This is a genomic window from Chitinibacter sp. ZOR0017 (assembly GCF_000799095.1).
In the GTDB taxonomy this organism is placed as follows: domain Bacteria; phylum Pseudomonadota; class Gammaproteobacteria; order Burkholderiales; family Chitinibacteraceae; genus Chitinibacter; species Chitinibacter tainanensis.
Map to the genome: position 1 here is coordinate 130,515 of NZ_JTLG01000034.1, position 12,729 is coordinate 143,243.

The following is a 12,729-nucleotide window of genomic DNA, read 5'->3' on the forward strand; positions in this document are numbered from 1 at the left end:
CCACTCATTCACTGGGAGGCTCCCATGTTCGAGCACGATGACTGGCTGCAAGACGACGATGAGGCGAGCGCCAATGCGCCGCACGCCGCGCCGCCATGGAAAATCGCCATCATTGATGACGAACCCGATATCCACCTGATGACCCAGCTATCGCTGAAAAAGGCCAGCTATCGGGAGCGCCCGCTGCAATTGATTTCGGCCTTTAGCGCGCGCGAAGGCTTCGAGCTGCTGCACGCCCAACCCGATATCGCCATGATCTTGCTCGATGTGGTCATGGAAACCGAAGACGCCGGCCTGCGGCTGGTGGAGCGTATTCGACAAGAGCTGGGCAATCAGCGCGTGCGGATTGTGCTGCGCACCGGCCAGCCCGGCCAGGCGCCCGAGCGGGCGGTGATTAGCCGCTATGATATTAATGATTACAAATGCAAAACCGAGCTCTCGGCCGATCGCCTGTATTCCAGCGTGATTTCCTCGCTACGCAGCTATGAATTACTGAGCGAGCTGGAAGCTCAATCGGCGCAGCTTTCGTCGATTATTCAGCTCAGCGCCAATGCCGTGGCCTATTTTGGCCCGGATGGGCTGCTGGCCTACGCCAATCAGGGGCTCAGTGAGTTACTACTGCAGCCGCTCGAGCAACTGCTAGGCCAACCTTTAGCCAGCACCAGCGCGGCGTTGCAGGCACAAGAAGTTTGCCATGTGCATACCTTTCGCCCTTTGGTGCTTGAGCAATTGCCGGCGCTGCTGGCCGCCGAGCCCAGCGGTTTGAATCTCTTGCTGCGCCGCCCCAGCTTGCGCTACATCCACCTCAAAGGCCAGCATACGCCCGATGGCGGTTTGGTCTTGTATCTGCGCGACATCACTCGCGAAACCGAGCTGGAGCGGATGAAAAGCGAGTTTCTCAGCCATGCAGCTCACGAATTACGCACCCCCATTGTTAGCATCCGCGGCTTTACCGAGCTGATGCTGCATCGCCAGCTCTCAGCCGAGCAAAGCCGCGATATGCTGGAAACCATCCATCGGCAAAGCCTGCGTTTAAGTGATCTGGTCAGTGATTTACTGGATCTGGCCAAGCTGGAAGCCGATGGCGCCACGAGCTTGCAACTGAGCCAATGCAGCTTGCCGCAGTGCCTAGAGGGCGCCGTACAGAGCATCTTTGGCAGCGAACGCGGCCGGCTTAGCCTGCAATTGGCCAGCGATTTGGCGCCGCTTGAGGCCGATGCGGCAAAACTACAGCAAGCCTTGCGGCAAATTTTAAGCAACGCCCTGCTCTATTCCGCGCCTGATAGCCCGATTGTGATTACCGCCGTCACGCAAGCGCGGCATGCGCAGACTGGCTTGCAGCTGGAAATTCGCGATCAGGGCATCGGCATGAGCCCGGAGCAACTCAACCACGCCTTCGAACGTTTTTATCGCGCCGATACCTCCGGCCACCTGCCCGGCACCGGCCTTGGTCTGGCGCTGGTCAAGGAAATCATTGGGCTGTTGGGTGGTGAAGTCTGGCTCACGAGCCAGCTGGGGGTGGGCACCAGCGTGTTTGTGTGGCTGCCTACTGCCGCGTCTCACCCCGCCAGCAGTACCCCCAACAGCATACCCACTACGGTATAGCCCGCTAGCCAAAATCCTATATAGCATTCAAGGCTATACCCATTAATGCAAGCCAAAGCGGGCTTTCGCCTGTAGCAGGGTGGGCCCGGCCATTACTTTGGCCACCGCCGTCGCCAGCCGCTGCTGCAAGGCGGGGCTGACTTTGGGGTTGGCCATCAGGAAGACCGGCGTGGTGGTCAGCGGTAGCGGAGTAAGAGTGGCCAGCCCTGGCAAACCGCTGCGCCAGATCGCATACAAAATCACATCGCGACTACCGCACAGCGCATCCAGCCGCCCCACATCGAGCATGCGCACGCCCTGATCAAAGTTGTTCACTTCATTAAATTTGGGCTGGGTTTTCTGCAGCAACGGCTGACAGCCGCCGCGCAAACGGCCGACGTCTTTACCGGCCAGCTCGCTCAGACTCTGCCAACGCGCGCCGCGCGCGGGCCACAGCACCAGATCCAGCTGATAAATCGCCCCCAATGCACTGGCCTGCGCCGGATTCACCGCATCGCGATTCACCAGTGCCAGATCAGTCTCACCATCATTGAGCATGCGCACCACCCGCGCAAAGGGCACGATCTGATAGCGCAAGGCAATGCCGGATTCTTTGGCCACGGCATTGAGCACATCCAGATAAATGCCCATCTGCCGCCCATCTGGTGCCAGAAAGGCATGTGGAATTACCTCGGGTAACACCACCGTAAGCGGCGCCGCCCGCACCGGCGCTGCGAACGCGACGTAGAACCACAGCATGGCGCACAGCAGGGCAAAGCGCTTCATCGCACTCACATTTAAAGTTCACCTGCCTACACTCTAGCGATTCGCCTGCCCGCCGCCTAGCCAGAAAAAGAAAAACCCGCCATGCAATACATGGCGGGTGGGGTATTGCCTTGTAGATCTTTGCTAGCAATGCCTAGCAGCAGATACACCGTGATGTATCTGCTACCAAGTGCGGCTTAGAAACTACCGGCGGCTTTTTGCGGGAATTCCTGCTTGGTGGCAAAGGTTTTCCCATTCACGGTCAACACATAGTTGCTTGGCCCCGCAATCGGCAGATTGTAGGTCAGTCCGATGGTTTTGGTGGCGCCAATGGCCAGCGCTGGCAGGCTCACTTCCACGGTATGGAAATCGCCTTTGTAGCCACCGATATTGCTGCCGGTGTGCTCGCTGGCCACCACGGTAACGCCGCTGCCTTGCATGGTATTCGGTGCCGACACCGGATACTGGAAGGTCAGCTTGCTACCGGCCGGAATCGCCTTGCCTGTGTTGTTGATCAATTGCAGCTTCGGCTCGATCGGATAGTTTTTCTCGCCCAGTGCGTAGTTCACCAGGTCGATTTTCACATCCAAGACTTGCGCTGGCATGGCCGTTTTCGCACGGGTATTGCCATACGGCGCCGCGGTGCGGAATTTATTCGCCAGCAAGGTCGAAAGCGTAGAACCGGGCACATACTGCCCTTTGCTGCCGTTCAGGTTGGTGCGATTGGCATCCCAATCGTAGTCGCCTGCCAGCTCCCAGTTCATGGCGCCGCCAATCCCGTTTTTGATAATCCAGTCGGCCTTGATCGCCATCGATTCTTCATCTTCGGTCGACAGGAAGACTTTCTTCTGCTCATTCCACAGCCATGGTGCCACCAGCGTTGGATCAAAGTAGCGATCGTATTTGCCCACGATGTCGGCAGCAGTGAAGCCCCAGTCTTTCAGATAATCACCGGCAATGCCTTTTTCAAGGTTTTTCGCATGCCACATCGGATTCGAACCCGCGTCTTCGACGCTGCCTTTTTCATCGACATCAAACCAGATATTGTCGATGCCTTTGGCGCCGATGCCACATGGGGCTTCCACGCCCGGTGGGCAGGTATTGGTCGAAGCAGTGCCCCACAGACCATGATTGCCACCGGTTACATTCGACCAGCCGCGGGTGTAATACGGCACGCCCACGTTGATCCGGCCGGCCGGTACGGCACCACGGTAATAGTGATACGCCCAGTCGGTATTCAGGTAGCCGATGTTTTGGTATTGCGGATCGGTATACACCTGCCAGAAGGCCAGCTCGCCATCTTTGCCATCGTCATACAGCGCGGCATTGGGGCCCACAAACTGATTCCAAGTGCCATGCAGGTCGTAACTCATGACGTTCACGAAATCGAGATACTTGATGGCCTGGAAGGCTTCCATCCCGCGCAGCAGATAGCCCGAAGCCGGTACGGCGGCGGTGAGCTGATAGTATTTGCCATCAGCAACGGCCGCGGTATCCAGTTTCTCGCGCAGGGCGCGCATCAGCTCGCGATACGCGGCTTGCAGGCCTTTTTGCCGTGGCGTAGCAAAGGACCAATCCAGCGGATTGCCCGAGTTTTCCATGGTGGTTGGATATTCATAATCAATATCCACACCGTCAAAACCATACTGACGGATAAAGGCCACGGCCGAGTCAGCAAAGGCATTGATACCAGCGGTATTCACCGTGCCATCGGCGTTGGTGGTCATGCTATAGAAGCCACCAGAGGCCACACGTTTGCCATCGCCACCAAAGTAGCCGCCGGTTTCCGCCCAGCCACCAATCGACACCAGCGTACGCACGCCGGGGTGCTGTTTCTTGTATTTATTCAGCTGGTTGAAATGGCCTTGATAGCTATAGCTGGCATCCATGGCCGCTTCGGGGATATTCGGCCAGGTCATCTGGGTGGATTCATTCCCGGCAACATCGGCATTCACCGACACTTTATTGCTGCCATCCACATGGGCAAACGCATAATTAATATGCGTCATTTGATTCCACGGAATATTGTGCGCGAGGAAAGTGCCCTGTTTCGGGTCTTTACCGGTACGCCAGTTGGCAAAGTAACCAATATTGCGGCGCTGCAGACCATTGGCCAGCTTTTCGCGGCCAGCGGTGTCATAAGCCAGGCAATACGGCACATTGGCCACACTGCTCACCAGGCCATCGGGGCGACATTGTTCGTTATTGCCCACGGCCGGGGTAGTGGTTGGGGTTGGCGTCACGACGGGCGTGGCAGTTGGAGTGGCGCTCGGTGTCGCCGTGGGGGATGCACTTGGTTTGGGCGTAGAGCTTGGGGTCGATGTCGGGATCGCGGTTGGCGTTGCCGTTGGTGTGACGGTCGGCTTCGCCGTTGGGGTTACTGTTGGCGTGCTACTTGGAACTGGGCTGGCGGTCACTACTGGCGTCGGTTGCGCGCTGCAGCTACCACCGGCTTTCCATAAGGTTGGCGTCGTCGCTGGCGTCCAGCCCGCGCCGACAAAAGCGGTGTGCGCGCTGGTGGCGGTATAGGTCACGCCGTTGTAGCTCACTACATCGCCCACTTTATAGCTGGCGCCTTCGGCCCACACGCTACAGCTGCCGCTCGGGGGTTGGCTTGGGGTGCTGGTGGGCGCCGCAGTGGGTGCGGTACTTGGAGCTGCGGTTGGTGCGGCGGTCGGTTTCGGAGTGGCGGTCACAACGGGTGTGCTAGTCGGCGCTACGGTGGGCGCTGGAGTGGCGTTGCCTGACTCACACACGCCGAGGTCATTCCATACCCCCCAGGTACCGGCCTTGCTCGGGTCCTCGTTTAAGGTCCACCATTTATTGCTGTAATTGTGACCGTTCTGACTCACGGTGGTGCCTGCCGTGCCATAGGTCACGGTGGCCGACCAGGCCGGTGCACAGCTGGCGGCAAAACTGCTGCCCGAAGCTAAAAAAAGGCCGAGCGCAATGCTGCTCAGCGCGAAACGCGTATGCATAATTTCTCTCTCCATCCTGTTTTGGGATTTTGTTGTGGTATTGGTATTAATTTGTAGCAATAGTAAATACCACTACAGCGCCAATACTAGGCTTTCCCCATCGCCGCTTCAATAGCTGCCATTACAGTTGAAGATTAAATTTTATTAATAATCAGCACTCAAATCAGTACGTCGACTCAGCCCCTGATCCTCCGGCGTACTAGCCCCGCGCGGGCAAAAAAAAGACCAGCACACGGCTGGTCTTTGGAGATGTGAAACACTAACTTCGTCGCATTTACGCAGCAGCGCGCCGCTCATACCAGCCACGACTGCGGTTCACCACCGCCACCACGGCCAACATAATCGGCACTTCTACCAATACGCCCACCACAGTGGCCAATGCGGCACCAGAGTGAAAGCCAAACAGGCTAATTGCAGCGGCCACCGCCAACTCGAAGAAGTTGGACGCCCCGATCAATGCCGATGGGCCAGCCACGCAATGCGCTTCGCCCAGCTGCCGATTCAGCCAATACGCCAGCGATGAGGTAAACACCACTTGAATCAGAATCGGCACGGCCAGCAAGGCGATCACCAGCGGTTGGGCCAGGATCTGTTGCCCCTGAAAAGCAAACAGCAATACCAGCGTCGCCAGCAGCGCCAATAGCGAAAAAGGCCCGATTTGCTGCAATACCCGTTCCAGCCGGCCAGTAGCCAGCAAATATTTGCGCGCCAGCTGGGCGATGGTGAGCGGCACAATGATATACAGCCCCACCGACACCAACAGCGTATCCCACGGCACACTAATCGCCGACACCCCCAGCAAAAAGGCCACGATGGGGGCAAACGCCACGATCATGATCGCGTCATTTAGCGCCACCTGGCTTAAGGTAAAGTGCGGTTCGCCCCGCACCAGCGCGCTCCAGACAAACACCATTGCCGTACACGGCGCCGCCGCAAGCAAAATCAGGCCAGCGATATAACTATCGAGCTGCTCAGCCGGCAGATACGGCGCAAACCAATGGCGAATAAACAGCCAGCCCAGCACAGCCATCGAGAAGGGCTTGACCAACCAGTTGATGGTCAGCGTTACGCCAATCCCGCGCCAATGCTGGCTAACCGTTTTCAGCGCGGCAAAGTCGATTTTCATCAGCATCGGGATGATCATCACCCAGATCAGCACTCCGACGGGCAGATTAACCTTGGCCACTTCCAGCGCACCCAGAGCCTGAAACACACCCGGCACGAACTGCCCCAGCACAATCCCCACCACGATACACAGCGCAACCCATAAGGTCAGGTAGCGCTCAAAAAAGCCCAAGCGGGCTGGTGCCTCGCTCATTGCCCTGCTCCCCGCAATACCTCAGGCTCGCCAATTGCCCGCACATTAGCCAGATTCGCTAAGCTATCATCGGACAGGCTCAGCAATAGCTCAATGCGGTGTTTAATCTGGGCAAAAATCTGCGCGAAGGAATGGCGTTTTTCTTCATCGGTTTCGCCATGCGGGTCGTCATAGCCCCAGTGCGCGGTGATCGGATGGCCAGGCCAGATTGGGCAGGGTTCGCTGGCGGCATTGCCACACACGGTAATGATGATGTCCATTTTGGGTGCGTCTTCACCTTCAAATACATCCCAGCTTTTGGAGTACATATAACTGGTGTCGTGGCCGATTTTTTGCAGCAATTCCAGTGCGAAAGGGTTGGGCTGCGTGCCGGGCTTGCTACCGGCGCTAAAGGCTTTAAAGCGGCCGTCATTCAAATGATTGAGCAGGCCCTCAGACATAATCGAACGCGCCGAATTGGCGGTACACAAAAACAGCACGTTATACACTTTGTGACTCATGATCTTCCCCTGTGGTGGTCTTAGTAAAAATACGCCCGGCTGGGCAATGTCTTGTAATGCAAGCCAGCCCCGTCGCGGCAGCCGACACTTGATGCGATATACCCTACAAGGTATATCGCGCTAAATTAACAGCAACCTGATCCAGGCTTGCATACCCCTAGATCACTTAGTTTCACTCTTGGCTTTTCTGCCTTGGGCGCGCAACAGGCATTTTGCCCGCCCTCTGCGGCACCGCGATTAAAGGTCGGAATCGCGCCCAGCGTGTGATAGCACTCCCAGGCAATCCCATTCGGATCGGTCACCCAGTGTTTATTGGATTCGGCATAGCAACAGGCTGTGCCCGGCTCGCTCACCATGCTCATATCCGCCGCGGCCAACTGAGCCTGTAGCGCATCCAGCTCGGGCTCGCTATCCACCTGAAAACCCAGATGATCGAGCCCTGGCGCCGCGCCGCGCGCCGAGATGGCGAAATTCACCCGTGGGTCTTCCAGCATCCACTTGGCGTAGTCGGCATGCTGCACAGTAGGCGCGGCCTGAAACAGCTGCTGGTAAAAGGCAATGCTAGTGGCTAGGTCATCTACAGCGAGATGGACGTGAAAGCGTTTCATCGGCGTCTCCGGTTAACAACAGGCAGTGGGGCTGCAGCTGGTACCGCCGCAGCAGTTTTCAGTCAGAAAACCCAGTAATTCATTCATGGCGGCAAAATGCGCCACATAAAACACATAGCGGCCTTCCTGGCGCGCGCTAATCAGCCCGGCATGGCTGAGCTCTTTAAGGTGAAACGACAAAGTGGCCGGCGCCACGCTAAGCGCTTCACCAATCTTGCCCACCGGCAGGCCCTGCGGGCCAGCCACCACCAGGGCGCGAAAAATCGCCAAGCGCGATTCCTGCGCCAAAGCGGCTAAACGTTGCACAGCAAGTTTGTTTTCCATATTTCTATATATATCGAATAGTCGAATCAATCATAAGCCAAAGCCAGCAGCATGACAAGCGCAAAGTAGTACGCGGCCAAGGCCACAACAAGCTCACGCCACCACGTCAATAAACTTTTACTAACAATTCAATAAAAACATTCAATTTTTACTATGATCACTTTGGGCTTAAGCTACGCCCTGTCTTCAACGCAAACGACGTTAACCACTAAGGAGCAATACTCATGGCACTGATCAACAGCACCATCAAACCATTCAAAGCCACTGCTTATCACAACGGTAACTTCATCCCCGTGAGCGATGAAACCCTGAAAGGCAAATGGTCTGTGGTGTTCTTCTACCCAGCCGACTTTACTTTTGTTTGCCCAACCGAACTGGGCGATCTGGCTGATCTGTACGCTGAATTCCAAAAACTGGGCGTAGAAGTGTATTCAGTTTCAACCGATACGCATTTCACGCACAAAGCTTGGGCCGACGCCTCAGACACCATCGGCAAGATCAAATACCCAATGATCGGCGACCCTACCGGCATCATCAGCCGCAACTTCGATGTGATGATCGAAGAAGAAGGCCTGGCGCTGCGTGGCACTTTCGTGATCAGCCCTGAAGGCGAGATCAAAGTGGCTGAAATCCACGATCTAGGCATTGGCCGCGATGCCAAAGAGCTGCTGCGCAAAGTACAAGCCGCGCAATACGTAGCGAGCCACCCAGGCGAAGTGTGCCCAGCTAAATGGACCCCAGGTGAAGCCACTCTGAAACCATCACTGGATCTGGTCGGCAAGATCTAATCCCCGCGCCGTGTCACCGCCGGGTGGCACGGCCTTCAGCGAACAGCCTGCTGCAAATACCCCACTAGGTATACCAATACAAGCCTTATCAGAATTAAAACTGATAAGGATACCCAGCAGTTTGCTCAGTGAAACTCAAACCGGAGAACCGCCATGCTCGATGCCCAAATTCAAAGCCAGTTGCAGGCTTATCTGGAAAAACTGCAATACCCAATCGAATTAGTTGCCAGCCTAGATGACAGCGCCGCAGCGGCAGAAATTCGCCAGCTGCTGGACGAAATCGCTGCGCTGAACACCAAAATCAGCGTACGCCACGATGGCAACGCCGCGCGCCGCCCGTCTTTTGCCATCGCCCGTCCGGGCGAAGCGCCACGGGTGAGCTTTGCCGGCATTCCGCTCGGCCATGAATTCACTTCACTGGTCTTGGCCCTGCTGCAAACCGGCGGCCACCCACCCCGCGTGGATGAGGCCACCATCGCGGCGATTCGCGGCCTCACTGGCCCGCTGGAATTCACCACTTTTGTTTCGTTATCCTGCCACAACTGCCCGGATGTGGTGCAGGCGCTGAATTTGCTTGCGGTACTCAACCCCGCCATCCGCCACGAAATGGTGGACGGTGCACTGTTTCAGGCTGAAGTCACCGAGCGACAAATCATGGCCGTCCCGACCGTGCTGCTCAATGGCCAGCCGTTCGGCCAAGGCCGCATGACGATTGAAGAAATCGTGGCCAAGCTTGATACCGCCAGCGTGGCACGGCAGGCCGAAGCCTTGCAGCAAAAACCCGTCTTTGATGTGCTGGTGGTGGGTGGTGGCCCAGCCGGCGCCGCGGCCGCGATTTACGCCGCCCGCAAAGGCATCCGCACCGGTATTGTGGCCGAGCGCTTTGGCGGTCAGGTGATGGATACCATGGGCATCGAGAACTTTATTTCGGTCAAGGAAACCGAAGGGCCGAAGCTGGCAATGGCGCTGGAAAACCATGTGAAGGAATATCCGGTTGATCTGATGAACCTGCAGCGCGCACGCAAACTCAGCGCGGGCGAGCTGATCGAGATCGAGCTGGAAAGCGGTGCGACGCTTAAAAGCCGCAGCGTCATTGTGGCCACCGGCGCGCGCTGGCGCGAGCTGAATGTGCCCGGCGAGCAGCAATACCGCGGCCGGGGCGTGGCCTACTGCCCGCATTGCGATGGCCCGCTATTTAAGGGCAAACGCGTCGCCGTGGTCGGTGGCGGCAATTCGGGCGTGGAAGCCGCGATTGATCTGGCCGGTATTGTAGAGCACGTGACGCTACTGGAATTTGGCCGCGAGCTGCGTGCTGATGCGGTGCTGCAAAACAAACTGCGCAGCCTGCCGAATGTAGAGATCATTACCGAAGCCCAAACGACCGAAGTAGTGGGCGACGGGCAAAAGGTCACTGGCCTGCAATACACCGACCGCGCCACAGGCACCAGCCAAGTACTCAATCTGGCCGGTATTTTTGTGCAGATTGGTCTCTTGCCTAATACCGATTGGCTGCAAGGCACAGTGGCGCTCAGCAAACACGGCGAAATCGAAGTGGATGCGCGCGGCCAGACTTCGCTGCCCGGGGTGTTTGCGGCGGGGGACGTAACCACAGTGCCGTTTAAGCAGATCATTATCGCCATGGGCGAAGGGGCCAAAGCATCGCTCGGCGCCTTTGATCACCTGATTCGTAGCGGCCAATAAAACGTCATCACCACCTACAACCCACTGTGTGCCCACGGGCGCCAGTGGGTTTTTTGTTGCTGACTGAAACAGCGCTACATTTCAGTAAAGATAAGCTGCTCCGGCGCGAATGAGCGCGCTATACTTGCTTTTTTTGTGCTTGCCTGCAGGAATATCATGTTTGTTCGTGTTGCTACGCTGAGTCTGACTGCTACCCTGTTCACCCTCTTGGTGGGTTGCCCTGCCAATGCCGAAAAAAACCCGCCCGCCAAAACGGCGAGCAAAGTTGCCAAAGCCCCGGCCGCCGCAGCCACCAAAGCCGTGCTGTGGAAAATCGAAAGCAAAAATGTTGGTCCATCCTGGGTACTGGCTACAGTAGCCACCCCTGCCGGCCATGAAGCCGAATTCAAGCCTGAAGTCGAACCGGCCCTGCTCAGCGCCAAATACATTGGTACCGAGTTTTATAGCGATATGAATTCATCGGTCGAGCTGGCACAGCTGATTCTAACCAAGGAAGCGACGCTGGCCAAAATCCTCGGCGAAGAGCGCTTTAAGCAAGTGGTGCCGATGCTGGAAGCGCGCGGCTATCCACGCGCGGTGGCCGATAAACTGCAGCCATGGGCTGTGGTCATGCTGCTGATGACGCCGAAAGCCGGTAAAGAAATCCCGCCGATGGATGAATATCTGTACCAATACTCGGCTGAAATGCAAAAACCGTATTTCGCCATTGAAAGCGTGGGCGAGCAGCTCAAACCCTATCAAAGTCTGGCGGCCGACAAACAAATCGTGCTGATCGATACGCTGATCAAAAAAGCGCCGCAGCTAGACCAGGCCAATAGCCAGAATATGACGGCCTATATCGGCTATGAAGTCGAGCAAATCCAGCCGCTCGCGCAGCTGGAAGCAGCGTTGCCGAGCACCGAACAAGCCTGGTTTAAAGCCTGGCATCATGAAGTTAAAGCCAAACGCAGCCAGAGCATGCTCGAGCGCCTGAAACCGGCGCTGGCCAAAGGTGATATCTTCTTTACCATGCACGCAAGTCAGCTCACTGGTGAAGATGGCCTGCTGAAAACCCTGCAAAAAGCCGGCTATACCGTCTCGCCCGTGCCTGCCGTGGCGGCCAGCAAATGATCCGCCGCGTTCAACTGGGCAGCAGTGCGCTGCAGGTATCCAGCCTGTGCCTGGGTACGATGACGTTTGGCGAGCAAAATACCGAAGCCGAGGCGCATAGCCAGCTGGATTATGCGCTGGCGAACGGGATTAATTTCATTGATACCGCCGAGATGTACCCGGTTCCGGCCAAGGCGGGGACGCAAGGGCTGACCGAACAATATGTGGGGAGCTGGCTTAAACGCCAAGCCCGCGCCGAGATTGTGCTGGCTACCAAAGTCGCCGGGCCTAATCGCGGCATGGAATGGCTACGCGGGGGTCCGCAATTTACCCGCGCGCAAATTATCGCCGCCTGCGATGACAGCCTGCGCCGGCTGCAAACTGACTATATCGATTTGTATCAGCTACACTGGCCAGCCCGGCATGTGCCCATGTTTGGCCAAAGCTATTACGAGCCAAGCCAGGAATACACCGATACACCCAGCGTTTACGAGCAGCTCGCTGCACTTGATACCCTGGTATCGGCTGGAAAGGTGCGCTACATCGGCCTTTCCAATGAGACCCCCTGGGGGGTATCTGAATTTCTACGCCTTGCCCGCAGTGAAAATCTGCCCATCGCGCATAGCCTGCAGAATGTCTACAACCTGATTAATCGCACTTACGATTACGGCCTGTGCGAAACCTGCCATCGCGAGCAAGTGAGCCTGCTGGCTTATAGCCCGCTGGCGTTTGGGCTACTCAGCGGCAAATATGTGAGTGATCCACAGGCCGCTGGCCGGATGACGCAATTTGCCAATTTTGGTGTGCGTTATCTCAAGCCAGCTGTCCCGGCTGCGGTGGCCGCCTATCGTGATTTGGCGCTCGCTCATGGCTTAAGCCCAAGCCAGTTGGCACTGGCCTGGCTGCATTCGCGCTGGTATGTCGCCAGCACCATCATCGGTGCCACCAGCATGGCGCAGCTGAGCGAGAATATTGGGGCAAGTGCGCTCACACTCAGTGAAGAGCTTATCGCCGCGATCGAGGAGATTCATCGGCAATCCCCTAGCCCGGCGCAGTAATCGCAGTAATCGGTCA

The 12,729-nt window shown here is 57.0% G+C and carries 11 protein-coding genes; 5 read left to right on the forward strand and 6 right to left on the reverse strand.

Annotated elements, in window-relative coordinates:
• The first annotated feature begins 24 nt into the window (after positions 1-24).
• Positions 25-1,605: a hybrid sensor histidine kinase/response regulator gene (locus L991_RS16595; protein WP_052190837.1), complete on the forward strand. Its 1,581-nt coding sequence runs from the start codon at positions 25-27 to the stop codon at positions 1,603-1,605.
• A 42-nt stretch (positions 1,606-1,647) separates the two neighbouring features.
• Here the strand turns inward: L991_RS16595 and L991_RS11720 are convergent, their stop codons facing one another.
• From L991_RS11720 to L991_RS11745, 6 genes are all read right to left on the reverse strand, one after another.
• Positions 1,648-2,370, reverse strand: coding sequence for an ABC transporter substrate-binding protein (locus L991_RS11720; RefSeq protein WP_047395572.1), 723 nt, complete (start codon positions 2,368-2,370; stop codon positions 1,648-1,650).
• Between the two features lie 176 nt (positions 2,371-2,546).
• A complete protein-coding gene (locus tag L991_RS11725; protein WP_231550545.1) occupies positions 2,547-5,327 on the reverse strand; it encodes a glycosyl hydrolase family 18 protein in 2,781 nt (926 codons plus the stop codon).
• Positions 5,328-5,601: 274 nt separating this feature from the next.
• On the reverse strand, positions 5,602-6,645 hold the full coding sequence (gene arsB / locus L991_RS11730; protein ID WP_047395575.1) for an ACR3 family arsenite efflux transporter: 1,044 nt from the start codon (positions 6,643-6,645) through the stop codon (positions 5,602-5,604).
• Entirely contained in the window at positions 6,642-7,145 is a 504-nt protein-coding gene (locus tag L991_RS11735) for an arsenate reductase ArsC (RefSeq protein ID WP_047395578.1), read from the reverse strand. Before L991_RS11735 ends, arsB begins: the two co-directional genes overlap by 4 nt.
• 125 nt (positions 7,146-7,270) lie before the next feature.
• Positions 7,271-7,753, reverse strand: coding sequence for an ArsI/CadI family heavy metal resistance metalloenzyme (locus L991_RS11740; RefSeq protein ID WP_047395581.1), 483 nt, complete (start codon positions 7,751-7,753; stop codon positions 7,271-7,273).
• A gap of 12 nt (positions 7,754-7,765) precedes the next feature.
• On the reverse strand, positions 7,766-8,077 hold the full coding sequence (locus L991_RS11745) for a helix-turn-helix transcriptional regulator (RefSeq protein ID WP_028448682.1): 312 nt from the start codon (positions 8,075-8,077) through the stop codon (positions 7,766-7,768).
• A gap of 224 nt (positions 8,078-8,301) precedes the next feature.
• Between L991_RS11745 and ahpC the strand changes: the two genes are divergently transcribed.
• The 4 genes from ahpC (at position 8,302) to L991_RS11765 (ending at position 12,713) form a co-directional block, all read left to right on the forward strand.
• Complete coding sequence (gene ahpC / locus L991_RS11750; RefSeq protein ID WP_047395584.1) at positions 8,302-8,865, forward strand: alkyl hydroperoxide reductase subunit C; 564 nt, start codon at positions 8,302-8,304, stop codon at positions 8,863-8,865.
• Positions 8,866-9,018: 153 nt separating this feature from the next.
• The gene (ahpF, locus tag L991_RS11755) at positions 9,019-10,566 is read left to right on the forward strand and encodes an alkyl hydroperoxide reductase subunit F (protein WP_047395588.1); all 1,548 of its coding nucleotides are present in this window, start codon (positions 9,019-9,021) and stop codon (positions 10,564-10,566) included.
• A gap of 156 nt (positions 10,567-10,722) precedes the next feature.
• Complete coding sequence (locus tag L991_RS11760; protein WP_047395591.1) at positions 10,723-11,676, forward strand: TraB/GumN family protein; 954 nt, start codon at positions 10,723-10,725, stop codon at positions 11,674-11,676.
• A complete protein-coding gene (locus L991_RS11765) occupies positions 11,673-12,713 on the forward strand; it encodes an aldo/keto reductase (RefSeq protein WP_047395594.1) in 1,041 nt (346 codons plus the stop codon). Before L991_RS11760 ends, L991_RS11765 begins: the two co-directional genes overlap by 4 nt.
• Positions 12,714-12,729 lie beyond the last annotated feature (16 nt).